The following is a 25,665-nucleotide window of genomic DNA, read 5'->3' on the forward strand; positions in this document are numbered from 1 at the left end:
GCGTGCTGGCTAGTAGATCGAACGCGCGGTGGCAGGTTGGGCCGCCGCGGTCACCGTGCGCTGGGAGGCGAAGCAATCGAGGCGGCCACTGGACATGCAATTCTGAAAACTGCGCAGCTCGCGCGCCAGCGGGTCATCGCCCTGCGTCAGGCGCGGATTGGAAGCCAGATAGCGGCCAAGCGCGAGCGAATCGCGCGACAGGACCAGTTGTTCGATCGTCTTCAATTGATCGAGCGAGAAATCGGCCCTGCACGGCGCGCCGCTGCCCAAAAGGACAAGCGCGGTGACGATGGCAAGCAGTCTTGGGTCGGGCATACGCGTCTCTCTTTCAAAGGCCGGGCGCCGCTCAGGGCGATGCGCCGGACTGAAGCATCAGGATCAGGCGCTGTTTCAGCGCCTCCGCTTCGGCCTGCTGCGCCGCAGTCGGGCCGCTTTGGGCCGCGCGTGTCTTCTTCTTTGACGGCGCGGGCGCAGGAGCGTCGCCGCCGCCCGATCCTGCAAGCCAGATTTCGATGAATCCGGGTGGCGGCGGATCGGCGCGGCTGGTGAAGTCACGGGCCTCCATCTGCAGGGCTTGCGCCAGTTCCCCGGCCGCCCCGGCATCTTCGGAATGGTAATAGCGCAGGTGAGACGCACTGACCCTGAAGCCGACGATGTCCTGATCCGCGATCGGGGCTCCGGCCGCCGACAGTATGGCCAGAGCATTCTCGGTCGGCGCCGGATCGGAGGTCGCGCTGTGAAGATGGATCGACAGATCGGAAAAGCGGGTGCTCGCAACCGTCGGTTCCGGCGCCGGTTGCGGCGGGGGGGCGGCGATATCGTCGGCAGGGGCGGGGTCGACCTTGGGTTCTGCCAGCAAGATCTGTGGCGGGCTAAACGTCAGACCAGAAGCGGCAGGAAGGGTCGGCATGCGCTCCGGTGCGGAAGGGCGCCCGAGGACGGTGGGGGCTGGCGGCGAGACGGGCAGGGATTTGGGCGCGACGACCACTGGTGGCGCAGGCGCGTCACCGGGACCTGGCGCTGCCAGCAGGGCCACCGCAGCGATGCGATGGCTGCTGTCGGCAACCGGCAGCCGCAGCGCCGGATCCGTGCCGGACAGTCTGACACTGCCCAGGTTCGGCTCGGTTGCGGCCGGCGGGGCAGGTTCTGCTGGTCGGGATGCTGCCACCCGGGGTTCCGGTGCAGCGGTCATGACGGGCGCAGGGACGGCCAGGGGCGCGCGCGCACTGAGAAGATCGTCGGGCAGCGACTGGTGGGCGGACGGCACGAGAGACGGCAGCGGCAGCCGCGAGATCACGAGCCCTGCCGTCACACCGAGCGCGAAACCAAGCGCGATCCTGAGGCCGATCCGGCGCGGACGCGCCGAAGGCCGGTTGGCAGCGACCTCGGCTACCTGGGCCTGCGCTTCCAGTGCCTCGGCATCCGTTCTGAGGAAGAGCGGCACGGCAGCGGCGGGATGGGCCAGGGCCCGCGATTCTGGCTTCGCCTGCACCGCCGAGGCGGGCGGCGGAGTGCCCAGCATCCGGTCCTGCCGGTCCCAGGGTCTTGCCAGGTCACCGCCGCCCTCCGGGCGCCCCGGGTCGGGCGGCGACTGGCGCAGGACGCGTTCCCGCTCTCTGCGCGCGCGTTCCATCCGTTGCTGGAAGGTCTCGTTGCGCAGAAGGACCTCCGCCGTCGCGGCGGAATCGTCCTGTTCGCGGGAAGCGGCGGTGGCCGCGCCCTTTTCCATTCCAGCCCCCCTTGTCCTGTGACCGGCGCGCTCTATGCTCCGCCAGACGACGCGGCTGGCAGTTTCCGCGCCTTGCACAATGACAGCCGGAATCTACCATTGACCGGCATCTTTTTAAACATTGCGCCTTAACGATGGTCAACGTCAGACAATGCGCCTCCATTCTGCGCATTGGTCATTTCCTGTGGATAATATCGCGCCTTCCGCGCGCGGTCAGGCTTCGCGGTGACCGTAGAGGAGCGGCATCAGCCCGACCGTGGCTGCGAATCTCTGCCAATCCTTGCGCTCGGCCCGGGTCCAGCCGGTTTCGGCGATGGCTGAAAGGCGGGGGAATGTCAGCCGGTCGAAAAGCGCGCGGTCGGTCATGGATTCCGACCAGATGCAGGCCTGAATACCCATGAACCTGGCCAATTGCGCCTCCGTCCAGCCCGCTGTCGGATCGAACGCATAGGTCTCGCGCGGCGAGGACCAGCCCGCCCAGCCCGCGCCCGGTTCGACCCAGTCGGGGGATTGCGACATGTCCAGATAGTAGGATTGGCCGGGGCTGACGACGATGGAATAGCCCTTCGCGGCCAGCGCCCCCGACACTTCCCTATCTCGCCAGCCGACCAGATAGGACGCCCCCTTGTCTATCACATCGCCATGGGCGGCCTCTTCCCAGCCGCCGGTCACGCAGCCGCGCTCGGCCAGCATCCGCTGGACCCGCGCAAGGAAATCCGCCTGCAGAAGAGCGGTCGCCGATCCCTCGATCGCATCGGCGCCGCCGTGATTGCCCTCGCTGTCCTTCAGCCGCGCGTGGGCCTCGGCCAGTTTCGCCCCGCCCAGCTCGGCAATTCGCTGAAGCGCGAGGGGAGAGCCGGACCAGGCGGCGAGCGGTACTTCATCTGCGCCGACATGGATAATCCGGGCGGGGAAAAGCTCCGCCAGCTCGTCGAAGATCGTGCCGAGGATTTCATAGGTGCGGGGCACTGCCGGATTGAGGCAATTGTTCGGAAAACCCTGCACCGAAGCATAGGTGCCGCTTTCGCCCGGGTCGCGCAGGTCGGGGCGCGCGGCCAGAAGCGCGAAGGAATGGCCGGGGATGTCGATCTCGGGAACGGTCGTGATGCCGTAGCTTTCGGCAGTTCCGACGATGCGGCGGACGGTGTCCTGCGTGTAATAGCCGCCCGCGCGATCGGCTCCGGTCCCAAGAAGCGACGGGATCGGCAGACCCTCGCCGCGCCAGGCACCGATGCCGGTCAGTTCCGGCAAGGCCGCGATCTCGATCCGCCAGGCCTCGTCATCGGTCAGATGCCAGTGGAAACGGTTCAATTTGTTCCAGGCCATGACGGCAAGGAACCTTTCGATCTCGTCCGGAGCATAGAACTGCCGCGCGCAGTCGAGGTGGCAGCCGCGCCACCCCATGGCCGGCCTGTCGGCTATCGTGCCGGTTTGGGGGAAAGCAAAGGTCTGCGGATAGTCGCGCGCGCCGCGCAGGGCCTGGGCGAGGGTGATGAAGGCGTAAAGGAAGCCCGCATGGCCTGAGGCCGTTACGGTTATGCGGTCGCGCGCAAAGACAATCCGGTAGGCTTCGGGCGCGAGCGTTCCATCCGTTGCGGCATCAACCGGGAAACCGCCTTCGGCCGCGCTGCGGCTCAGGGCCTCCGTCGGGAAAAGCGCCTGGCAAAGCTGGGTGAAGGCGGTGGCGGCGGTTCCTGCTTCGGTCGCTTCTGCCGTAATGGCGAACCCGGCGGGCGCGGCGCGGGTGGCGGTGACCTCGACCTGCTCAGGCCAGGGGATGACCGCGAGCGCTTCGGGTGCGCTGGCCGGGACCGGGTAGGGCGCCGCGCCGCGCTTCAGCGGGCGGTTGTCGCCGACCTTGTGTGTGGGGCGGACCTCGACCGGCTCCACCTGCCCGTCGGCATGTTTCAGATAGGCGGTCGTCGCCCCGTCGCTCCAATGGCGGAGCGGATAGGAAAGATGGTGGGCGACCGTCGTCCAGGAGGCGCCGGGGCCGAGACCTTTCCCGTCTTCGGGTGCAAGCTCGGTATGGTTCGACAGCCGCCGGATCAGCCGCGCGCCCTCGACCCGGTCCTTTGCCGTCAGGCGGGCGGGGCCGGTGATCACCAGCGTGAAATCCGTGACCGGTTCCCGCCCCCGGTTGGTCAGGCGCAGGCGATATTCCGGCGGGCGGCCCCCCTCTGCCGGTGTCCAGTGGGTCTCTAGCAGAAACGGGTAGCGCATGACGGGCTTTCAGGCTGGGGGCAGGGCCACGCCCTGCGCATCGAAGAAATAAAGCGCGCCCGCCTTGACCGACACCACCAGATCCGCATCTTCGGCGATCTGCGGCTTGCCTTCGAAAAGTGATACGAAGTTCTGGCCGTCGGTGAGCGGGCTGTAGGCGATTGTGTGCAGGCCGAGCCGTTCGATCAGGTTCGGCCGCAGCGTGAAGGATATGGCGCCGGGGCTGAGCGAGAGATGTTCGGGTCGGAGACCGACTGTGACCTTGTCGCCCGCCGCGAGACCGGGCCGGGCGGGCACGGTGATGCGGCCGAGGGGGCCAAGGTCGATCTCTGTCGCGCTCAGGCAGTTTCCGGGCAGGAAATTCATCCGCGGGCTGCCGATGAAGCCCGCGACGAACTGGTTCCGAGGCCGTTCGTACAGCTCGAGCGGCGCGCCCACCTGTTCGACCCGGCCGCCGTTCAGGACGACGATCTTGTCGGCCATGGTCATCGCCTCGACCTGGTCGTGGGTCACATAGATCATCGTGGTGCCGAGCGACTTGTGCAGCCGCATCAGCTCGATCCGCATTTCGGAGCGGAGCGCGGCATCGAGGTTCGACAAGGGCTCGTCGAAGAGAAAGATCTTCGGCTGACGCACGATGGCGCGGCCGATGGCAACGCGCTGGCGCTGGCCGCCGGACAGCGTGCCGGGTTTTTGCTGAAGCCGCTGGGTCAGTTGCAGGACGGATGCCGCCTCTTCGACCCGGCGGCGGATATCGGCCTCGGGCAGGCGTTCGACGCGCAGGGGAAAGGCGATATTCTCGAAGACGGTCATATGCGGATAAAGCGCGTAGGACTGGAAGACCATCGCGATGCCGCGCTTGACCGGTGGCAAGTCCTTGACCGGTCGGCCGCCGATGACGATCTCGCCCGAGGAGACATCCTCAAGCCCGGCGATCATCCGCAGAAGCGTCGATTTCCCGCAGCCAGAGGGGCCGACGAAGACCACGAACTCGCCCTCCTCGACGTCGAGCGTGACGCCCTTGATCACTTCGGCGGCGCCGAAGGATTTCGTCAGGTCCGACAATGCAAGCTGGCTCATGCCTCTTTTGTCCTTCGCGAAGGGTCGTCGGGTGGCTGGCGCCCCGGACGAAATTTCCGGGGCGCCGCCCATGGCGCCAGTGGTGGTGGCTACTTGAATTCCTCGAGCGCGGCCGCCGCCTGCTCGAGCGCCGCCGCAGGTTCCGCCGCGCCGGTGACGACCGACTGGACCATGGTGATCATCGTGTCCTGCAGGCCCTTGTAGTCGAGGAACAAAGGCTCGGGCCCGCCAAAGGAAATCCCGTCGATGAAGGGTTTCCAGTTCGGATCGTCGGCCACGAGCTTGTCGACCGCCGGGCCCGGACGCAGCGGCGTGAGGCCTTCGGCCGCCTCGTAGACCGGTTGGTTTTCGGTGCTGGCGAGGAATTTGGCGAAGTCGATCGCCTTGTCTTCGACACCCGTTCCCTTGAAGACCGCAAGGCTGTCGGTGATCAGGAGCGTGCCCGGACCCTGGGCGTGCGGACCGAGCGGCAGGGGGGCGACGCCCCAGTTGAACGGCGCGTCCTTGAGCAGGTTCTTGGCGCCGACCGAGGCATGGATCATGCCAAGCTTGCCATCAAGGAAGATGGCGCGGACCTCGTTCTGCTCGTAGGCGGTCGGGCCCTCCTCCGCATAGGCGGTGATGTCGCGCAGCGCCGTCAGCGCCTCGAGATTCTCGGGGCTGTTGAAGGTGATGTTGCCGTCGGCGTCGATCACCGTGCCGTTGTTGGTGTAAACCCAGTGCAGGAACTGGTGCATCGTATTGTCGAAGGTCTTGGCGACAACGCCGAAACCCGCGGTGCCGGTCTTTTCCTTGATCGCCTTGGCTGCGGCGATTTCCTCTTCCCAGGTTGCCGGGGGCTTTTCGGGGTCAAGCCCGGCGGCGGCGAAGAGATCCTTGTTCCAGTAAAGCGACTTGGTCGAGAAGGCGACCGGCACGCCCCATTGCTGGCCGTCGGTTGTGACGGTCGAGACGACGAAGGGGAAATAGGTCGCCTGTTCGTCGGCGCTCATCGGGATCGGCACGATCAGGTCGTTCTGCGCGAGCTGCTTGAGGACGCGCGAGCCCATATAGGCAAGGCCCACCGGTGTTCCGGCGGCGGCCAGTGTCGTGGCTTTCTCCTGACACTGGTCCCAGCCCACGGCCTCGACCTCGATCTTGTAGCCGGGGTTGGCTTCTTCCCATTTCGGAAATAGCGCCTCGTGCACGGCCGAAACCCTGTCGCCGCAGGAAATGAAGGTGATCGCCTGATCCTCGGCCGAGGCGAGGCCGGGCATGGTCAGCACGGCCAGCGCCGTGCCCGCTTTCAGAATGGTCGTCGGTTTCATTCTTTCCTCCTGTTGGTGCCCCTTTTCACGGGGCGTTCTCTTTCGTCATTCCTTCACGGCGCCGGCGGTGAGGCCCGCGACGAGATAGCGTTGCAGGATGAGGATCACGATGAGCGCGGGCGCGATGCCCACGAAGCTCGCCGCCATCAGCTCGTTCCACGAAACTTCCTGCCGCCCGAAGAAGGCAAAAAGGCCGACCGGCAGCGGCATGTACTCGGTCTTGGAATTGAAGGTGACCGCATAGACGAACTGCTGGGCATAGGCGCCAAGGAAGGTCGCGATGGCGGTGACGATGATGCCGGGCGTCGCCAAGGGCAGGATAACCCGGCGGAAGATGTAGAAGCGCGAGGCGCCGTCGGCCCAGGCGGCCTCCTCGAGCTCTCGCGGGATGCGCAGCATATAGGCGCGCAGAAGCCAGATTGCCGTCGGGATCAGGAAGGCCGCCCCCGGCACGATCATGGCGAAATAGGTGTTGAGCAGCCCGAGGCTTCGCATCAGCCGGAAAAGCGGGATGAGAAGCACCGCGCCCGAGACCATGTTGACGGTCAGGAAGCCGCCAAGGATGGCGCTTTGACCCGGGAAGCGGAAGCGCGACAGCGCATAGGCTGCTGGCACCACCAAGACGATCACCAGGGCTGTCACCACGCCTGCGACGAAGAGGCTGTTGACCACATAGCGCCCGAAGGCCGGGACCGAGACCCACATCGTCCGGTAGGCTTCGAACGACGGATTTTCCGGCCAGAAGCGATAGGGCGAGGAGAAGAGGAGCGACAAGGGCTTCAGCGAGACATTGAACCCTTCGATGAAGGGCGCAAGGCAGAAGAACAGCAGGCAGAAGATGCCCGCGTAGATGCCGAGAAGCTCGTACCAGCGATAGCGGTCGATCATCGGGCGCGGCTGTTTCATCAGCGGGCCTCCACCGGGTTGAGGCGGCTGATGAGCCGGTAATAAGCGAGGCAGAAGACCGACAGGAAAAGGCAGATCATCACGGCGCGCGCCGAGCCCTCGCCATATTTGTAGGAGCCGATCCCCGACTTATACGTGTCGATGATCATCGTCGTCGTCTGGCCCGACGGCCCGCCGCGCGTAAGGATCCAGATGATGTCGAACGAGTTGAATGTGAAGATCAAGGACAGCATCGACATGGTCAGAAGCGAGGGCACGATCATCGGCAGCGTGATGCGCCGGAAGCGGTAGAACCGGCCCGCGCCATCGGTCCAGGCGGCCTCGTAGAGGTCCTTGGGAATCGTCTGGATGGTGGCCAGCATGTAGAGCGTGACGAAGGGCACACCGATCCAGACATCGGTGACGATGGTCGCCCAGAAGGCGGTCTTGCCATAGCCGAGAAAGGCGATGGGTCCATCGGACAGGCCGAAATTCTGCAAAAGGCCGGAAATCATGCCGAACTGGCCGTTGTACATCCAGCCCCACATGAAGATGCCGATGGCCATGGGGATGATCCAGGGCGGCATGATCAGGATACGGAAGAGCGTCTGGCCCGGCACGGCGGCGTTCAAGAGAACCGCACCCAGGACCCCGATGGTCATCTTCAGCGCGACCGAACAGAAGGTCCAGATGAAGGTCCTCAGGATCACATCGTCGAAATTGGCCTTGAAGATCTTCTGATAATTCTTCCAGCCGACCCAGTTGGTTTCGGGTTTCAGGGCAGCGTCGGTGAAGGACAGGATCACCGTATCGACCAGCGGATAGGCCACGATGAACAGCACATAAAGAACCGCCGGGGCGAGCAAAAGATAGGCGAAGGCACGCGCCGAGGGGGAATGGTTCATCAGGCCACCTCGCGTGCAGGGCGTCCGAGTGCGGCATCGAACTCGGCCCAGATCGGCGCCATGTCGACGACGCGCCGCGTGCGCCGCGCCTCGTCGATGGCCATGGCAAGAAGCCCCGCCTCAAGCGCGTCGATGACCGAGACGGGCAGGGCGGCGCCGGTCGCCATATGGGCGCCGATATCTTCGGCCATCTGCTCGTCCGCCCCATAATGGACCGAGAGGTCGGAGGCCTCATAGCGCTTGTCGGTCAGCTTCTCGCCGGTCCGTGCCCGGTGCAGGCGGAAGAAATTGCGGACGAAATCGCCCTCGGCCATGCCATCGACGCCGATCACGCAGAAGCGGCGGAAATCGTCCGGCACGTTAAGGTTGGTGTGGAAGGTCATCGCCGCGCCCGAGGCATATTCAACGATCGCGGTCTGGAAATCGATGATGTCGCCGTCGCCGTCGAAGACCCGGTCGCTGCCCATCCAGCCGGAAGGCTTGCGGTGATAGACCTCAAGGTCATTAGCCCCGAGGCCTTGCGGATCGTTCTTCGGAATGAAGGTCCGCCGCCCGCCGAACGAGGCGACGCGCGCCGGACGGCAGCCCATCACGCCATTGTAGAGGTCGAGGTCGTGGCAGCATTTCTCCAGCAGGAACGAGCCCGACCAATGTTCGTGCCGCCGCCAGTCGCGCATGAAGAAGGCGCCGTGATAGGGCGGGATATGCTCGGACGCCTCGATCGACACGACCTCGCCGAGGTGCCCGTCCGCCTGCGCCCGGCGCAGGTCGCGGTAAAGCGGCGCATAGCGCAGGACGAGGCCGACCATCACCTGATCCGCCGGATGGGCGGCAAGCAGCCGCGCCAGCGCCATCGTCTCCTCGATGGTCGAAACCACGGGCTTTTCGGTGAAGATTTTCATGCCGCGCGCGAGCCCCGTGCGCAGATGGTCGAGATGCAGGTGATTGGGCGAGCCGACCATGAGAAGGTCGAGATCCTCGCCCGCCAGCATCTCGTCGAGCGTCGCATAGGCGCGGCCTGCGCCGACGCCATGGCTTTGCATATAGGGCAGGCCCGCGGGCGCGGGGTCGACATGGGCGGCGACGGTGAAGCCCGGCACCCGTTCCGAAAAGACCCGGGCAAGATAGCCCAGCCGGAAGCCAAGCCCGATGATGCCTGCTCTCATCCTTCGCTGGTCCCCTCGCTGGTGGTCGTCGGCAATGTAAATCATTTACAAATTAGAAAGGTCTGACGTGACGTGTCAAGGGCGTTTCAAGCAGTCACGCCGCGCTTGGTCGCATTGATGCGCACAAATTCCTTTGTTTATATGCAAATGCCCCGCTTCGGGGAGCAGCCAGCAGCACAGTTCACGCAAACGGCACGCTGCGCAGGCTTATTGGTCGGAAATTTACATATCAGGCACGCAACGGGCGCGCCGGACAATGTTTCAGCGATGCGCCATGTAGCCGGTGAAACCGGCGATCCTCCAGCGTCCGTCAACGCGGCGGCAATGGTACAGCGTCTGCCAGTTCAGCCTGTCTTCGCGGCCCGAGGCGAGCCGGATCGTGCCGTCGAACTTCTTGTGCGCGATCGCCATGTCACCCGCGATGTCGATTCGCGTGAGGCTGGTTGCGCGATGGATCGCCGCGGCCGGGTCTTCGGCGAACTCGGTTGCGGCGGTCTCGGCCGCCTGTCGCAGCCATTCGTCGCGGTAGGCGGCAAGCGTCGGGAAGGCGAGCGTCCAGTCGTCGGGGTCGCGGGAGCCATGGGCATGCAGGCCGCAGAAGCCTTCCGCGATGAAATCGTCCGCGACCATCGACCAGTCGGCGGCGATGAAGGCGGCAATATCGCGCGGGACCAGCATCTCCCAGATCCGGGTGCGGTCGGGGTCGGCGGGGAAGGGGTTCGCGCTCATCTTCTCTCCTGGATCAGCCGACGCGGCCCCGGGCCGCGACGGGAAGGCACTCGACCACGCGCTCGCCCGAGACCAGATAGACCTCGTCGAAGAGGTTCGAGACCGGGCAGGCGTGATTGGGCAGCACCCGCACCCGGTCGCCCACGGCAAGCGGGCTGTCCTTGGGCAAGGTGACGGTGCCATGTTCTTCCGACAGGCCGGTGACGCGGGCGCCGGGGTGGCCCACGATCTCGCCATGGTCGGGCTGGCCCAGAAGGTCCGAGGTCAGGGCCTTGGACCCGGCATCGAGGATGGCACGGCCGGGCACCGGGCGGCTGACGATCGTGGTCAGCACGGTCAGCGCGCAATCGTCCGCGCTGCCCACGCCCTTCGCGATGCAGTAGCGGTCCATGTAGATATAGGTGCCGGGGCGGTATTCGGTGACGACGCCGCCGGTCTCCGCCCGCCAGATATCGGGCGTGCCGCCCGACGAGATGACCGGGCAGGGCAGCCCCGCGCCATCCAGAAGCCCGCGCGCCGCGCGCAGCCATTGGGTGGCCTCGCCGGGCCGCCCGGCGGGCGGATAGGTCATCAGCCCGCCGAAGGACAGGCCCTTCGCGGCGGCGATCTGCCGGGCGAGAGCGAGCGCCGCCTCTGGCGACTGGACGCCGCAGCGGCCCATGCCGGTGTCGCATTCGATGAGGACGGGCAGGGGATGGTCCGGGTCGGTGAAGGTCTCGGCCAGCCCGTGGATCACCGTGGCGCTGTCGGCTGTCACCGACATGCGCGCCCGCCGGTGCAGCGCCGCAAGCCGCGCCCGCTTGTCGGGCCCGAGAATATTGTAGGGCAGAAAGAGGTCGTGAAAGCCCGCATCCGCCATCACCTCGGCTTCGCCAAGTTTCTGCACCGTCAGGCCGACCGCCCCCGCCGCGATCTGCTCGCCCGCCCAGAAGGGCAGCTTGTGGGTCTTGATATGGGGGCGCAGCGTCAGCCCGGCGCGGTCGGCATGGGCCTGCGCGCGGGCGATATTGGCGCGCGCGCGGTCGATGTCGATCAGGACGGCGGGCGTGTCGATCTCGGCGATGGTCTTCGGCAGCGCTTTCATCTCAGTCTCCGAGCGGCAGTTTCGGGTTGTCGACCTTGAATGTGTTGATGCTCTGTTTCACCCGGCGCAGCGTCTCCAGCGCCCTGGTGCCGCGATGCTCGGCAACCGCCATGGCGATGATGTCGACGAGCGCCAGAAGCGCGAAGCGCGAGGAGGTGGGCTTGTAGAGATTGCCATCCTCGGCAGGCTGATATTCGACGACATGGGTCGCGGCCTCGGCCAGCGCCGATCCGGGCGCGGTGACGGCGATGGTCGTCGCGCCATACTGGCCCGCCACAGCGACCGCATCCACCACCGACTGGGCGTAGCCCGAGGTGGAAAAGGCGATCACCACCGTGCCCTTGGTCGCGGTTGCGGCAAACATGCGCTGCAGCTGTCCGTCCACCTGGGCGATGGCGGCGATCCCCAGGCGGTAGAGGCGGTTCTGCATCTCGGTCGCCATCATCGAGGAGGTGCCGCCAGAGCCGAGCGCGAGCACCTGTGTCGCCGCCGTCAGCCGCTCTGCCACGGTCTGGATTACCGCCATGTCGACCGCGCCCGCCGCGCGCTGCACCGCCGCTGCAGCGCCTTCGGCCACCAGTTGCGGAATGCGGCCCATCTCGGCCTCGGCGGGCGCGGGGTTCGCGGCCAGATATTGCCCGCCGACCGCCAGCGCCTGCGCGATCCAGAATTTGAAATCCCGCGTCCCGTCCAGCCCGAGGCTGCGGCAGAACCGGGTGACGGTCGGTTCGCTGACCCCGATGCGCGCGGCCATTTCCGAGATCGAGGCCTTCGAGGCGAAATCGAGATCGTCGAGCACCATGCGCGCCAGCTGCCGGTCGGATTTCGACCCTTCCTGCGCCCGGGCCTGCAGCCGGGTGATAATATCGATGACCGATCGCCTGTCGCTCATTCCGCCCCCCCGAGGATCATGTCCAGGAAGGGTTTATTGCCCGCCGACAGGCCCGCGTCCACCGCAAGCGACACGCCGGTGATACCCGAGGCGCGGTCGGAGGCAAGGAAGGCGACCGTTTCTGCCACCTCTTCGGCGGTCACGATCCGCCCCATCGGGTAAAGCCGTTCAAGCTTTGCCGCGATGGTCGGGTCGCGCGCGATCCGGTGGTCCCAGGCCGGGGTGCGGATCGAACCGGGGCAAACCGCATTCACCCGGACGCCGCGCCCGCCATATTCGACGGCGAGCGCGCGGGTGAAGGCATTCAGCCCGGCCTTGGCGGCGGCATAGGCCGGGTTGCCGTAATGCAGGAAGGCGTTGACCGACGAGATGAAGACGATGTTGCCCGTGCCGCGCGCCGCCATTGCCGCCGCGACAGGCGTCGTGAAGGCCGCGACAGAGGTCAGGTTCAGGTCGATCTCGGCCAAGGCCTTTTCCGGCGAGAGATCGGCAAGGGTTTCGGCCCGCGTCCAGCCCGCATTGTTGATCAGCACATCCGGCGGCTGGTCCGCCAGCGCCCGAGCGGCAGCGACTGTCGCACCGCGGTCGGCGAGATCGAAGATGAGCCGCTCTTCAAGCGGCAGCCCGTCAAGCAGCGCCGGATCGCGGTCCGCGCCGATGACCCGCCCGCCCCGGGCCGCGAAGAGGCCCGCAAGCGCCCGCCCGAGGCCGCCACCTGCGCCGGTGACCAGAATGCGCCTGCCTGAGAATTCCAGTTCTGTCATCGTCCTCTTCCGACGCTCTTCCGTCGTTCAGTGGATGCAGGTTAGGCTGCAAATGTAAGTTTGCAACACAAATTTCCACTTGAATGACGGGATAAACCGAATAATGTAAATTACCAACGCGACCGTCGGATCTCCCACCGGCGAGGCGCGCCATCGGCCCGCTCTCCCATCATGGGCCGGTATCGCTGCCGCCGGTGCCACCATGCGCCGGCGGCATGCGATCTGATGAGGAAAGGACAGGGTGTGCCCGAACGCAAGCAGACTTTTGGCAACTCGCATGTACCGCTCTCGCCCGCCGTCCGCGCGGGCGACATGGTCTATGTCTCGGGTCAGGTGCCGGTGCGGCCGGATGGAACCTATGTCGAGGGTGGGATCGAGCCGCAGACCCGGCAGGTGCTGGAGAATGTGAAGTCCGCGCTGGCGCTCGCCGGGGTGACGATGGATCAGGTGGTCAAGACCACGGTCTGGATCGAGGATGCGCGCGACTTTTCCGGCATGAACAAGGTCTATGCCACATTCTTTCCGTCCGAACCGCCGGCGCGCACGACGGTCGAATCCCGCCTGATGGTCGATATCAAGGTCGAGATCGAGGCCGTCGCCTTCGCGCCCGTCGCGAAAGGCTAGGCGGAATGCGGATATTCACCGCGTCGCTCGCGACCGAGACGAACACATTCTCGCCGTTGCCGACCGACCGCGCCTCGTTCGAGGCGGCCTTCTATGCCCCGCCCGGCCAGCATCCCGAAACGCCGACGCTCTGTTCCTCGCCGATGGTGGTGTTGCGCCGTCGCGCCGCCGCCGAAGGGTTCGACCTGATCGAGGGGACGGCTGCCTGGGCGGAGCCGGGTGGCCTTTTGCAGCGGCAGGCCTATGAGGCGCTGCGCGACGAAATACTTGGCCAGCTTCAGGCGGCGATCCCGGTCGATGGGGTGATCCTCGGCCTGCACGGGGCGATGGTGGCGCAGGGCTACGACGATTGCGAGGGCGATCTTTTGTCCCGCGTCCGCGCGCTGGTCGGCCCCGGCGTGGTGATCGCGGCCGAGCTTGACCCCCACAGCCATCTGACGCCCGCCCGGCTTGCCGCCGCCGACATCCTCGCGGCCTTCCTCGAATTCCCGCACACCGATTTCTATGAACGCGGCGAACATCTGGTCGATCTGGCATTGCGCGCGATCCGGGGCGAGATCCGGCCCGCGATGGCCGCCTTCGATTGCCGGATGATCGCGGTCCTGCCGACAAGCCGCGAGCCGATGCGGTCCTTCGTCGACCGGATCAAGGCGCTGGAGGGGCAGGACGGTATCCTGTCGATCTCGGTCATCCATGGTTTCATGGCCGCCGATGTGCCCGAAATGGGCACGCGGATTCTGGTCGTCGCCGATGGCGATGCCGCTGCCGCCGCCGCACTGGCCGAACGGCTGGGGCGAGAGCTATTCGCGCTGCGCCATCAGACGATCATGGAGATCGTGGGGGTCGAGGACGGGATCGTGCAGGCTGCGGGCCGCGCGCGCCCGGGACGGCCAGCGGTGATCGCCGACACATGGGACAATCCCGGCGGAGGGGTGCCGGGGGACGGGACGGTGATCCTCAGGGCGCTGATGGCACGGGGCGGGCTCAAGATCGGCGTCGCGACGATCTGGGACCCGATGGCGGTGATGACCGCCCATGCGGCGGGCGAAGGGGCAGTGATCAACCTGCGCTTCGGGGCCAAGTCCGGGCCCGAGGCCGGCGAACCGATCGACGCGCCAGTCCGGGTCATAAAGGTGGCGGAGGAGGCTTGGCAAAGCTTCGGCCCGAGCCGCGTGCCGCTTGGCCGGTCGGCCGTCATAAGAATCGAAGGCACCGAGATCGACGTGATCCTGAACACCAACCGCACCCAGACCTTCGAGCCTGACATCTTCACCGGCCTCGGAATCGATCCGCTCGCGAAGGATGTGCTCTTGGTGAAATCAACCAATCATTTCCACGCGGGCTTCGCCCCCATCGCCGCCGGGATCATCTATGTCTCGGCGCCGAGCGCCTATCCCTCCGACCCGGCGCGTACCGTCTACCGCAAACTCACCCGCCCGATCTGGCCCCGCGTCGCCGACCCTTTCGGCTGAGGCCCGCGTTGCGCCCGGCGCCGCCGACCGCTAGCGTCTGGCGGCGGGAGGAGATGCGATGCTCAAGGATTTCTTTGTCGCCGGTCCCTATGACGATGGCGATCCTGTCACCGGTCACTATTACGAGACGGCGTCGCCCGACCCGCATCGCGCGCAGGTCTGGGCCTATACCGACCGGCTGTCCTACGCCCCGGGCGAGCGGCTTGCGCTGCACGCCATGTCAAGCGCGCCGCGCGCCCGGCTGGCGATCGCGCGCGACGGGCTGCACGCGGAGGTGCTGGTTGAAACCGAGATCGCGCTCTCATTCGAAGACACGCCCGCCGACTGTTCCGTCAGGGGCTGCGACTGGCCGGAACGCTATGCGCTGACGATCCCGGGCGATTGGCAGAGCGGGCTTTACACCGCCACGCTTACGGTTCCCGGCCACCAGTCTCAGCATATGTTCGTCCTCAGCGCCGCGCGGCCGCAGGCGCGGATATGCATGGTGCTGACCACGGGAACCTGGTGCGCCTACAATGACTGGGGGGGCTCGAACCATTATCAGGGCCTGACCGGCCAGTCGGGCGGCGATTTCGCGCCCGAGGTTTCGCTTCATCGTCCCTGGGCCAAAGGCTTCGTGCGCTGGCCCGAGGATGCGCCGCGCATCCCGCATGCCTCGCCCCTTCTGTCGAAGCCGCGCTATCCGCATATGGATTATGCCCGCGCGAAGGGGATTTCCAAGAAATATGCCTCTTCCGGCTGGGCGGCGTTCGAACGGCCCTTCGCGCTCTGGTGCGAGACGCAGGGGATCGCGCTCGACTATGCGACGCAGCATGACCTGCACCGCGATCCGGGGCTTCTGGATGGCTATGGGCGCGCGCTGATCGTCGGCCATGACGAATACTGGACATGGGAGATGCGGGATCATCTGGACGGCTGGCTTGACCGGGGCGGGCGGCTGGCGCGGTTTGCGGGGAATTTCTTCTGGCAGACGCGGCTCTCGCCCGATCTGGCCACCCAGATCTGCTACAAGACCACTGCCAATCAGGCCGATCCGGTCCGCGACACAGACCCACGCCGCCTGACCGGCTATTGGGACGACCCGACCGTCGCCCGCCCCGCGACCGCGACGATGGGCCTGACCGGCTCGATGGGCGTCTATGCGGGCTGGAGCCGCTGCGCGGCGCATGGGTCGGGCGGTTTTGCCATCTACCGGCCCGATCACTGGTCGCTTAGGGACACGGGGCTTGGTTATGGCGACGTGCTGGGGGCGGGTGCGAAGATCTTCGGCTATGAGGTCGACGGGATCGACTATACCATGACCCATGGGCTGCCCTTTGCCGCCGAGGGCACCGGCCTTGAAGGCGATCTGACCATCGTCGGCCTGTCGCCCGCGACGACGCTCTCGCATTCCACCGGCCCGCATGACCGCGACGGGTTCATCGGCCATCTGGATGCCGAGGAGGTGGCTGAGTTCGTCTACGGCGAGGTGACGCCCGAGAGCTTCGGGCGCGCCAGCCGTGGCAACGGCTGCATGGCCGACTATCGGCGCGGCAAGGGGGCGGTCTTCAACGCTGGCTCCTGCGAGTGGGTTGCGGGCCTTATCGCCCGCGACCGGACGGTCGAACAGGTGACGCGGAACGTGCTGCTGGGCGACTGGGGCTAAGTCACTCCGCCGCGACGGCGAAGGTCGGTTCGGCCAGAGCAGCCTTTGGCGGCTGCGATGCGGCGGCCGCCGTTTGCGGCTGCCTGTGCATGGCGAGCGCGATGCGCGCCGCGAGCGCCAGCGCCAGAGCGCTCGCGACGAAAGCGCTGCCGACACCCGCTACTGCGGCAAGTGCCGCGCCGAGGGGCGGTGCGGCGAGGAGGACCGCGCCCTCTACCCAAGCGCCGAGGCGCTCGACCGATGCGGCGCGCTCGGGCGTTGCCCAGGCTTCGGGGCGCGTCGCGATCTGATCGGTGCAGTGACCCATGGCGAGGCCTAAGCAGACGCAGTAGGCGCAGATCACCGCCCCGCCCGCCGACAGGCTTGCGATGGCCAGAAGCCCGAGCCCCGCCATCGCGATCGCCGCGCCCGCCGTGCCGTCAGCGATCCGCCAGAACCTTCGGTCGGGTGCGGGCCCTGTGGGCCATAGCGCCGCAAGCGCCCCGCCGGAGGCGAGGGCCGAGAAGGCAAAGCCGATCATGGCGGGGCCCTGCCCAAGGTCAGCGACCAAGGGCGCCATCAGGCCTTCCTGTACGAAAAGTGCCGCACCGGTCAGCGCGCCGATCAGAAGGGTCGCGCGGACCTCGGGCACGGCGCGCGCCTCGGCCAGCCCGGCCCGGATCGGCGCCGGTTCGGCCGCGCGCCACCGGCCCTCGGCGGCAGGCAGGGCGGGCAGGGCCCAGAGCAGCAGACCAGCCAAGAGCGCGAGGCCCGCCGACAGGAAGAAGAGATGGGCAGGCGCGAACGAGAGAAGCAGGACCCCGCCGACGGCGGGCGCGATGATCCGCGCGGCGCGGTCGTGGCTGCGGCGCGCGGCCAGGGTCATCGGCACATCCTCGGCCGGGGTGAGGCGCGCGAAGGCCGCCGCGCGCGCCGGGTGCAGGAGGCGATCGGCAGTGCTGCGGACAAAGACAAGGGCCAGCAGCGCGGGCCAGCCGGGCGCGAGGATCATGCCGATGGCGATGAGCCCGCGCAGCTTGATCGCCGACGCCATGACGGACCGGCTGTCATGGCGCGCGCAAAAGGCCTCGGCGCCCGCCGCGCCAAGGACATGCGGCAGTCCTGCGGCAAGTGCCAGTGCGGCATAGATCATCAGGCCCGCCTGCCAGTGAAATGCCAGCAGGGCGAGGATCGCGACATAGTCCAGCCAGTCGCTGCAATCGGTCACGACCTGCGTCCCGAGCAGGCGGCGCAGGTTTCGGTCGGCTGGGTTGGTGCGAACTTGCGGCATGCGCCAAGGGTACGCTACCCCGGGCGCCTTGCAAGAAATCGTTCGATAAAACTTATGGTTATCAGTGTGGTAACGGGAAATCCCGATCAGGCGACCGGTGTCCAGATCACATCGTCGATGCGCGGCGCGCCGGTTGCGAGCATCACCAGCCGGTCAAAGCCCATCGCGATGCCGGAAGCGGCGGGCATGAGCGCGAGCGCGGCCAGGAAAGCCTCGTCCAGAGGATAGCGTTCCCCATAGACGCGCTGCTTGATCTCCATTTCCTCGGTGAAGCGGCGGCGCTGTTCGTCCGCATCGGTCAATTCGCCGAAGCCGTTGGCCAGTTCCACCCCGCAGGCATAGAGCTCGAACCGTTCCGACAGCCGGGGATCATCGGCGGTGCGCCGGGCAAGCGCGGCCTCGGCGGCGGGGTAGCGGTCGAGGATCGTCGCCTGCCCGAGTCCCAGATTCGGCTCGACCCGTTCGGACAGGATGCGCGAGAAGATGTCGGACCAGCTGTCGTCGGGCGCCGTCCCGACGCCTGCCGCGCCCGCCGCCGCGCGGAGCGCCGCCTCGTCCGTCGTGCCGTCGGGGCGGATCGTCGCCAGAAGGTCGACCCGGGCATGGCGGGCGAAGGCCTCTGCGACCGACAGCCGCTCAGCCGCAGCAAACGGGTCGCAGGTCCGGTCGCGGAAGCGCAGTTCCCTCGCCCCGGCGCCTTCGGCCGCAAGCCGCAGGAATGAAGCGCAGTCGTCCATCAGCACCGTGTAATCCTCGCCCGCGCGATACCATTCCAGCATGGTGAACTCGGGCGAATGCAGCGCGCCGCGTTCGCGGTTGCGCCAGACATGGGCGAAGGCAGCGATCCGCGTCTCGCCCGCCGCGAGCAGCTTCTTCATCGCAAACTCGGGCGATGTGTGCAGATACATGGCGCGCGGCTGGCCATGGTTGCCGATAGCCTCGGTCGCGAAGCCGTGCAGATGCGCTTCGTTTCCCGGACTGACCTGCAGGGCCACTGGATCGACCTCCAGAAACCCTTCGCCCGCGAACCAGGAACGCAGCGCCGACTGGATGCGGTTGCGCGCCAGAAGCAGCCCGCGCCGGTCCGCGTGGCGGTGCGGCTGCCACCAGGCATGGGAATGATCCAACGGCTCTCTCACGGGCAGGACGCTTTCATCTGGCGAAATCGGGAAAGATCGGCTAAGGGCAGCGCGATCCATTCAAGATGTTGCCCGGGCCATAGCGCAAGGGCCCGAACGACTGCAAGGAACACCATGGTCAAAGTCATCGCCTCGTCGCTGCGCAAGGGCAATGTCGTCGAACTCGACGGCAGGCTCTATGCGGTTCTCTCCGCCACCAACTTCCACCCCGGCAAGGGCACGCCGACGACGAGCGTCGACATGCGCCGCATCTCGGACGGGGTGAAGGTCTCGGAGCGCTGGAAGACCACCGACCAGGTGGAAAAGGCGACCGTCGACGAGCGTGAATATGACTTCCTCTACGAGGATGGCGAAGGGTTCCACTTCATGAATCCCGAGAATTACGACCAGCTGACCGTCACCGAGGATGTGATGGGCGACAACAAGGTCTATCTGCAGGAAGGCATGCGTTGCTGGCTGAAGACTTTCGACGGCGTGGCCATCGCCCTTGAGGTGCCGCAGAAGATCACGGTCGAGATCACCGAGACCGAGCCGGTGGTGAAGGGCCAGACTGCGTCCTCCTCCTACAAGCCCGCGATGACCTCGAACGGCCTCCGGATCATGGTTCCGCCGCATATCGATGTCGGCACCCGCGTGATCATCAACACCGATGACAACAGCTATCAGGGCCGCGACAAGGAGTGATCCGGGTCTGAAGGCGAGAATGGAAGGCGGGGTCTTGGCCCCGCCTTTTGCCTTCTGCCGCGTAAAGATCGCCGCGCAACCATGCACATTTTGACGATATTCCCGCGCTATGCGGTTCCGCTGATCTGACCGGCGCCGCATTTAGGTCGGACGGTGTGCGGAATGAACATTTCAAGCTTGAAATAAAAATCCGCCCCGCCGATCATGAAGCGGCGAATCGAAATCCCGCAAGAGCCGTTCAGGCTTGCACAACAGGGCAGCGGTCGCGCAGGCTGCGAGGGGACCACCGTTGCGGTCGGCACTTCGATGAGGAACAAGGGAGGATCGAATGAAAATGGGACGTTTCCTGCTGACGGCGGCCTTTGCCGCTTTGGCGAGCGCCGCTGCGGCCGAGGTGAAGGTCGGCATGATCACCACGCTTTCGGGTGGCGGCGCCGGGCTTGGCATCGATGTGCGCGACGGGTTCCTGCTGGCGATCCAGCAATCGGGGCGGTCGGACATCGAGCTGGTGGTCGAGGATGACCAGCAAAAGCCCGAGATCGCGGTGCAGCTCGCCGACAAGATGATCCAGTCCGACAAGGTCGATCTGATGACCGGGATCATCTGGTCGAACCTCGCGATGGCCGTGGTGCCATCCGTGACCGCGCAGGAGATGTTCTACCTCTCGCCCAACGCCGGACCTTCGGCGCTTGCCGGTGCGGGTTGCAGCCCGTTCTATTTCAATGTCGCCTGGCAGAATGATGCCCTGCACGAGGCGGCGGGCGCCTATGCCAATGGTGCGGGCTACGGCAATGCCTTCATCCTCGCCCCGAACTATCCCGCCGGGAAGGATGCCTTGACCGGCTTCAAGCGGACCTTCACCGGCAAGCTGGCGGGCGAGATTTATACCGAGCTTGGCCAGACCGACTACGCCGCCGAGATCGCGCAGATCCGGGCCTCGGGCGCGGATTCGGTCTATTTCTTCCTGCCCGGCGGCATGGGGATTTCGTTCCTGAAGCAATATGCCGACAGCGGCGTCGGCCTGCCGCTTGTGGGCCCTGCCTTCTCGTTCGACCAGAACATCCTGCAGGCAGTAGGCGATGCGGCACTTGGCGTCGTGAACACCAGCCAATGGTCGAAGGACCTCGACAACGAGGCCAACAAGGCCTTCGTCGCGAGCTTCCAGGAAGCCTACGGGCGGTTGCCGTCGCTGTACGCGAGCCAGGGGTTTGACACGGCGAACCTGATGCTGTCGGCGCTCGCCAAGGCCGAGCCCTCGGACAAGGCCGCCTTCCAGGCGGCGCTTGAGGCCGCCGACTTCGCCAGCACGCGCGGCAAGTTCGCCTTCGGGCCGAACCACCATCCGGTACAGGACGTCTACGCCCGCAAGGTGGTGAAGGAAGGCGACATCTACACGAACGAGACCATCGGCACGGTCCTGACCGATCACGGCGACTCCTATGCCGCCGAATGCAAGATGTAAGCTGGCGGCCGGCCCCTTCGCAGGTTCCTGTGCAGGGGCCGGCGCTGCCGGATGCAGATGATGAGCCTTGTCCTTCTCGCAGAGCAGGTGCTGAACGGGCTGCAGTTCGGCGTGATGCTGTTTCTTATGGCTGCAGGCCTGACGCTGATCTTTGGCGTGATGGGGCTGATCAACCTCGCCCATGGGTCGCTCTACATGCTCGGCGCCTTTGCTGCGGCGAGCGTGGCGGCGGCGACCGGTTCTTTCACGCTGGCGCTCCTTGCCGCGCTCGCGGCGGCGGCGGTGGCGGGCGTGATCGTCGAGCTCCTCATCATCCGTCGCCTCTATGACCGCGACCATCTCGATCAGGTTCTGGCGACCTTCGCGCTGATCCTGATCTTCTCGGAAGGCACGCGCTGGGCCTTCGGCTCCTTCCCGCTCTATCTCGACATTCCGCCCGCGCTCTCCGGGCCGGTCAGTCTGCCCGGCGGTATAGATTATCCGCTTTACCGGCTGGTCCTCATCGGCGCGGGGCTCCTCATCGCGCTCGGGCTCGATCTGATGATCACCCGCACGCGCATCGGCATCCGCATCCGCGCGGGCGAGAACGACCGCGAGATGACGGCAGCCCTTGGGATCGACATATCAAGGCTTTACACGCTGATCTTCGCGCTTGGCGCCGCACTTGCGGGTCTTGCAGGTGCGCTTGTGGGCGCGATCCAGTCGGTGCAGGTCGGCATGGGAGAGCCGGTCCTGATCCTTGCCTTCGTGGTGATCGTGATCGGCGGCATCGGCTCGATCCGCGGCGCCTTGCTTGGCGCGCTGCTCGTGGGGCTGACCGATACGCTTGGCGGCGTCTTCCTGCCCGAGGCGCTGAAGCTTGTAACCGATCCCGCAAGCGCCAAGGCAGTTGGTGCCTCGCTTGCCTCTATGGCGATATATATCCTGATGGGGGCGATCCTGATCTGGCGGCCGACTGGCCTCTTCGGAGGCCGCGCATGAGCCGCGAAGCGCAAGTCAACCTGGCGGTCGTCGTGGCACTTGTCCTCCTGCCGCTGGCCGCGCATCTGATGGGAGAGAGCTATTGGGTGACGCTTGCCACCCGCGCCGCCGTGCTGGCGCTGGCGGGCGTCGGGCTGAACATCGCACTGGGGCAGGGCGGGCTTGTCAGCCTTGGGCATGCGGTCTTCTTCGGGATCGGCGGCTATTCGATGGGTATCCTCGCCTATCATGCCCAGACCTACACGCCGCTGATCGAAAGCTTTGGCCTGCCGGGGACGAACCTGATGCCCGTGATCTGGCTGGTCGCGGCCATCTCTGCCGCGCTTGCCGCCCTTCTGATCGGCGCGCTCTCGCTCAGGACCACGGGCGTCTATTTCATCATGATCACGCTCGCTTTCGGCCAGATGTTCTATTTCTTCGCGCTTTCCTGGCCGACCTATGGCGGCGAGGACGGGCTGTCGATCTATGTGCGCAACCGCTTTCCCGGCGTGAATACGCTGGCGCCGATCCAGTTCTACGGGATCGTCATTGCGGTTCTGCTCCTCGCGCTCTTGCTCAGCCACCGGCTGGCGCGCTCGCCTTTCGGGCTGGCGCTGGCGGCAGCACGTCAGGTGCCCGCGCGGGTCGCCGCGGTCGGGCTCGATCCGCAGCGGCTGAAACTTGTGGCCTTCGTTCTGTCGGCTGCGGTAACCGGCCTCGCCGGGGCGCTTTTTGCCGATCTGAACCGCTTCGTCAGCCCGACGATGTTCAGCTGGCACACCAGTGGTGAGATCATGGTTTTCGTCATCATCGGCGGTGTCGGGCGGCTGATGGGGCCGGTCGTTGGGGCCATGGTCTTCGTGCTGCTCGAACATCTGCTCGGCGGGATCAGCGAATACTGGCAGATTGCGTTTGGCGTGCTCCTGCTGTTGATCGTCCTCTTCGCCCGGGGCGGTCTGATCGGTCTGGTCGCTGGGCGGGAGAAGGCGCATGGCTGAACCGGTCCTTGAAACCAGAGGCCTGACCAAGAGCTTCGGCGCGCTGAGGGCGAGCGAGGATGTCTCGATCGACCTCCGCCCCGGAGAGATCCATGCGATCATCGGACCGAACGGTGCTGGAAAATCGACGCTGATCGCCCAGATATGCGGCGCGTTGCGGCCAGACCGCGGCACCGTGCGCTTCGCCGGAGAGGATGTGACAGCGCTGTCCGTCCTTGCCCGCGCCCGGCGCGGGATGGCGCGGACCTTCCAGATTTCGGCCCTGGCGATGGATCATACGGTCCTGCAGAACGTGATGCTCGGCGCGCTCGGCGCCCGCGGACGACCCTGGAGGTTCTTCGCGCCGGTCCTATCGGACCGGGGGCTACGCGAAACGGCCGAAGCGGCGCTGGAGCGGGTGGGGCTTTCGGACCACGCGGCCACACGCACCGCAGAACTCAGCCATGGCCAGCGCCGCCAGCTTGAGGTGGCGGTGGCACTGACGCTCCGCCCGCGTGCCTTCGTGATGGACGAGCCGATGGCGGGCCTTGGTGCCGGCGGATCGAAGCGGCTGACCGGCTTTCTCGACGGGCTGAGGTCGGAGGCGCCGATCCTTCTGGTGGAACATGACATGGACGCGGTCTTCGCGCTCGCCGACCGGATCAGCGTGCTGGTCTATGGCAAGGTGATCGCCACCGGAACGGTCGCCGATATCCGCCAGAGTGACGTGGTGCGCGAAGCCTATCTGGGGGAGGAGGCATGACGCTTCTGTCCCTCGCCTCGGTCACAGCCTCTTATGGCGCGAGCCAGGCGCTGTTCGGCGTCGATCTCGACATTCGCGAGGGCGAAGTGGTCGCGCTTCTCGGGCGCAACGGCATGGGCAAGACCACGACCGTGAAGGCGATCTGCCGGATGATCCCGGCCTCGGGCTCAATGCAGTTCGCGGGGCAGGATCTGATGCTGCTGCCAAGCCACAGGGCGGCGCGGCTCGGGATCGGGTTGGTGCCGGAAGGCCGGCGCTGTTTCCGCGATCTGACCGTCGCCGAGAACCTGATCTGCGCCGCGCGACCCGGCGAGTGGGGACAGGCTGAGGTCGAAACCCTGTTTCCGCGCCTTGCCGAGCGCCGCGGCCAGCGGGCCGCGACGCTTTCCGGCGGCGAGCAGCAGATGCTGGCCATCGGCCGGGCGCTGATGACCAATCCGCGGCTTTTGATCCTCGACGAGGCGACCGAAGGGCTGGCGCCGGTGATCCGGCAGGAGATATGGGCGGCGGTCGCGCGGCTCAAATCCGCCTCGGGTCTTGCTCTCCTCGTCATCGACAAGACGCTGAAAGAGTTGAAGGCGGTGGCGGACCGTGCTGTCGTTCTCGAACGCGGGCGCACGGTCTGGACCGGTCCGATAGCCGAGCTGACGCCGGACCTCAGCACACGCTACGTGGGGGTTTGAAGGGCGGGCATGGACTGTTTCATCTGCGATTTCGTACGGACACCGATCGGACGCTATGGTGGCGCCCTCTCTTCTGTCCGGACGGACGATCTGGCGGCGCTGACCTTGCGCGCGCTGCTGGCGCGCAACCCGTCGCTTGGGCCGGATGCGGTCGAGGAGGTCGTCCTCGGCTGTGCCAATCAGGCGGGCGAGGACAATCGCAACGTGGCGCGCATGGCGTCGCTGCTGGCCGGGTTTGGGCCTGAGGTGCCCGCCTATACCGTGAACCGCCTCTGCGCCTCGGGGCTGGATGCAGTCATCGCGGGGGCTCGCTCGATCCGGCTGGGTGAAAAGGGCCTGGTGATCGCAGGCGGCGTCGAAGGTATGAGCCGCGCGCCTTTCGTTATGCCGAAGGCGACCGGCGCCTTCAGCCGACAGGCGGAAGTGCATGACACGACCATCGGCTGGCGCTTCGTCAATCCGCGCATGGCGGCGGAATACGGAGTGGAGTCGATGCCGGAGACTGCCGACAATCTGGCGGCCGACTTCGCCATCTCGCGCGCCGATCAGGATGCTTTCGCGCTCCGTTCGCAGGAACGGTTCGCCGCCGCCGACGCCGCTGGCTTCTATGCGGAAGAACGGCTTTCGGTCGACCTGCCGGGCCGGAAAGGGGCGGTCAATCTGGTCGACCGCGACGAACATCCCCGGCCGGAGACGACGCTGGAAGGTCTCGGGAAGCTGAAGGGCATCAACGCGCCGGACAGGACGGTCACGGCAGGCAATGCGTCGGGCGTGAACGACGGCGCAGCCGCGCTGATCCTCGCCTCGGGCGAGCGAGCGGCCACCCTTGGCCTCGCGCCACGGGCGCGGGTGCTTGCCGCCGCCTCGGTCGGCGTGCCGCCCCGGATCATGGGTATCGGCCCGGTCGAGGCGAGCCGCCGGGCGCTGGCGCTTGCGGGGATCGGGCTTTCCGACCTCGATCTCATCGAGATCAACGAGGCTTTTGCGGTTCAGGTTCTCGCCTGCCTGCGCGGACTTGGCCTTGCCGACGACGATCCGCGCGTGAACCCGAACGGCGGGGCGATCGCGCTGGGCCATCCGCTGGGAATGAGCGGCGCGCGCCTTGCCGGGACGGCGGCGCGCGACCTTGCGCGACGGGGCGGGCGCTATGCCCTCGCCACCCTGTGCGTGGGTGTGGGGCAGGGCGTGGCGCTGGTGATGGAGCGCACCTGAAGCGCCGGGC

24 protein-coding genes are annotated in these 25,665 nt (G+C 66.5%); 10 read left to right on the plus strand and 14 right to left on the minus strand.

Annotated features, from left to right (window positions below):
• Positions 1-9: 9 nt before the first annotated feature.
• The 12 genes from P0645_RS01185 to P0645_RS01240 all read right to left on the minus strand — a co-directional run bounded on the left by P0645_RS01185 (position 10) and on the right by P0645_RS01240 (position 12,764).
• The gene (locus P0645_RS01185) at positions 10-315 is read right to left on the minus strand and encodes a hypothetical protein (RefSeq protein ID WP_284162722.1); all 306 of its coding nucleotides are present in this window, start codon (positions 313-315) and stop codon (positions 10-12) included.
• A gap of 31 nt (positions 316-346) precedes the next feature.
• Positions 347-1,729, minus strand: a complete 1,383-nt coding sequence (locus P0645_RS01190) for a hypothetical protein (protein WP_284162723.1) — start codon at positions 1,727-1,729, stop codon at positions 347-349.
• A gap of 213 nt (positions 1,730-1,942) precedes the next feature.
• Positions 1,943-3,952, minus strand: a complete 2,010-nt coding sequence (locus P0645_RS01195) for a beta-N-acetylhexosaminidase (RefSeq protein ID WP_284162724.1) — start codon at positions 3,950-3,952, stop codon at positions 1,943-1,945.
• 9 nt (positions 3,953-3,961) lie between these two features.
• On the minus strand, positions 3,962-5,032 hold the full coding sequence (locus P0645_RS01200) for an ABC transporter ATP-binding protein (protein WP_284162725.1): 1,071 nt from the start codon (positions 5,030-5,032) through the stop codon (positions 3,962-3,964).
• A gap of 89 nt (positions 5,033-5,121) precedes the next feature.
• Positions 5,122-6,339: an ABC transporter substrate-binding protein gene (locus P0645_RS01205; RefSeq protein ID WP_284162726.1), complete on the minus strand. Its 1,218-nt coding sequence runs from the start codon at positions 6,337-6,339 to the stop codon at positions 5,122-5,124.
• 45 nt (positions 6,340-6,384) lie between these two features.
• On the minus strand, positions 6,385-7,245 hold the full coding sequence (locus P0645_RS01210) for a carbohydrate ABC transporter permease (RefSeq protein ID WP_284162727.1): 861 nt from the start codon (positions 7,243-7,245) through the stop codon (positions 6,385-6,387).
• Positions 7,245-8,129, minus strand: coding sequence for a carbohydrate ABC transporter permease (locus tag P0645_RS01215; protein ID WP_284162728.1), 885 nt, complete (start codon positions 8,127-8,129; stop codon positions 7,245-7,247). The genes P0645_RS01210 and P0645_RS01215 overlap by 1 nt, the downstream gene beginning before the upstream one ends.
• Complete coding sequence (locus P0645_RS01220) at positions 8,129-9,295, minus strand: Gfo/Idh/MocA family protein (RefSeq protein WP_284162729.1); 1,167 nt, start codon at positions 9,293-9,295, stop codon at positions 8,129-8,131. Before P0645_RS01220 ends, P0645_RS01215 begins: the two co-directional genes overlap by 1 nt.
• A gap of 261 nt (positions 9,296-9,556) precedes the next feature.
• Positions 9,557-10,024, minus strand: a complete 468-nt coding sequence (locus tag P0645_RS01225) for a hypothetical protein (protein WP_284162730.1) — start codon at positions 10,022-10,024, stop codon at positions 9,557-9,559.
• Positions 10,025-10,037: 13 nt separating this feature from the next.
• Positions 10,038-11,108, minus strand: coding sequence for a D-TA family PLP-dependent enzyme (locus P0645_RS01230; protein WP_284162731.1), 1,071 nt, complete (start codon positions 11,106-11,108; stop codon positions 10,038-10,040).
• Position 11,109: 1 nt separating this feature from the next.
• Positions 11,110-12,000 (minus strand): MurR/RpiR family transcriptional regulator, encoded by an 891-nt coding sequence (locus tag P0645_RS01235; RefSeq protein ID WP_284162732.1) that lies wholly within the window; start codon positions 11,998-12,000, stop codon positions 11,110-11,112.
• Positions 11,997-12,764 (minus strand): SDR family oxidoreductase, encoded by a 768-nt coding sequence (locus tag P0645_RS01240; RefSeq protein ID WP_284162733.1) that lies wholly within the window; start codon positions 12,762-12,764, stop codon positions 11,997-11,999. The genes P0645_RS01235 and P0645_RS01240 overlap by 4 nt, the downstream gene beginning before the upstream one ends.
• 225 nt (positions 12,765-12,989) lie before the next feature.
• On the opposite strand from P0645_RS01240, the gene P0645_RS01245 reads away from it, so the two are divergent.
• The 3 genes from P0645_RS01245 to P0645_RS01255 are packed head-to-tail and all read left to right on the plus strand — an operon-like array spanning position 12,990 to position 16,505.
• Positions 12,990-13,388, plus strand: a complete 399-nt coding sequence (locus tag P0645_RS01245; RefSeq protein ID WP_284162734.1) for a RidA family protein — start codon at positions 12,990-12,992, stop codon at positions 13,386-13,388.
• Between the two features lie 5 nt (positions 13,389-13,393).
• The gene (locus P0645_RS01250; protein ID WP_284162735.1) at positions 13,394-14,860 is read left to right on the plus strand and encodes a M81 family metallopeptidase; all 1,467 of its coding nucleotides are present in this window, start codon (positions 13,394-13,396) and stop codon (positions 14,858-14,860) included.
• Positions 14,861-14,918: 58 nt separating this feature from the next.
• Positions 14,919-16,505, plus strand: coding sequence for a N,N-dimethylformamidase beta subunit family domain-containing protein (locus tag P0645_RS01255; RefSeq protein ID WP_284162736.1), 1,587 nt, complete (start codon positions 14,919-14,921; stop codon positions 16,503-16,505).
• 1 nt (position 16,506) lies between these two features.
• Here the strand turns inward: P0645_RS01255 and P0645_RS01260 are convergent, their stop codons facing one another.
• Together P0645_RS01260 and epmA are read right to left on the minus strand one after the other, a co-directional pair.
• Entirely contained in the window at positions 16,507-17,712 is a 1,206-nt protein-coding gene (locus P0645_RS01260) for an MFS transporter (RefSeq protein ID WP_284162737.1), read from the minus strand.
• Positions 17,713-17,861: 149 nt separating this feature from the next.
• Positions 17,862-18,902, minus strand: a complete 1,041-nt coding sequence (gene epmA / locus P0645_RS01265) for an EF-P lysine aminoacylase EpmA (protein ID WP_284162738.1) — start codon at positions 18,900-18,902, stop codon at positions 17,862-17,864.
• A 126-nt stretch (positions 18,903-19,028) separates the two neighbouring features.
• Between epmA and efp the strand changes: the two genes are divergently transcribed.
• The 7 genes from efp (at position 19,029) to pcaF (ending at position 25,655) form a co-directional block, all read left to right on the plus strand.
• Entirely contained in the window at positions 19,029-19,598 is a 570-nt protein-coding gene (efp, locus tag P0645_RS01270) for an elongation factor P (protein ID WP_267632635.1), read from the plus strand.
• Positions 19,599-19,926: 328 nt separating this feature from the next.
• A complete protein-coding gene (locus tag P0645_RS01275) occupies positions 19,927-21,060 on the plus strand; it encodes an ABC transporter substrate-binding protein (protein ID WP_284162739.1) in 1,134 nt (377 codons plus the stop codon).
• A 60-nt stretch (positions 21,061-21,120) separates the two neighbouring features.
• Complete coding sequence (locus tag P0645_RS01280) at positions 21,121-22,041, plus strand: branched-chain amino acid ABC transporter permease (RefSeq protein WP_284162740.1); 921 nt, start codon at positions 21,121-21,123, stop codon at positions 22,039-22,041.
• Entirely contained in the window at positions 22,038-23,018 is a 981-nt protein-coding gene (locus tag P0645_RS01285) for a branched-chain amino acid ABC transporter permease (protein WP_284162741.1), read from the plus strand. The genes P0645_RS01280 and P0645_RS01285 overlap by 4 nt, the downstream gene beginning before the upstream one ends.
• Positions 23,011-23,760, plus strand: coding sequence for an ABC transporter ATP-binding protein (locus P0645_RS01290; protein ID WP_284162742.1), 750 nt, complete (start codon positions 23,011-23,013; stop codon positions 23,758-23,760). The genes P0645_RS01285 and P0645_RS01290 overlap by 8 nt, the downstream gene beginning before the upstream one ends.
• Positions 23,757-24,443 (plus strand): ABC transporter ATP-binding protein, encoded by a 687-nt coding sequence (locus tag P0645_RS01295; protein WP_284162743.1) that lies wholly within the window; start codon positions 23,757-23,759, stop codon positions 24,441-24,443. Before P0645_RS01290 ends, P0645_RS01295 begins: the two co-directional genes overlap by 4 nt.
• A gap of 9 nt (positions 24,444-24,452) precedes the next feature.
• Positions 24,453-25,655 carry a 3-oxoadipyl-CoA thiolase gene (gene pcaF, locus P0645_RS01300; RefSeq protein WP_284162744.1) on the plus strand — a complete coding sequence of 401 codons (1,203 nt, stop codon included), beginning with the start codon at positions 24,453-24,455 and terminating at the stop codon, positions 25,653-25,655.
• Positions 25,656-25,665: the final 10 nt, after the last annotated feature.

It is taken from the genome of Frigidibacter sp. SD6-1 (assembly GCF_030143255.1).
GTDB lineage: Bacteria > Pseudomonadota > Alphaproteobacteria > Rhodobacterales > Rhodobacteraceae > TMP-24.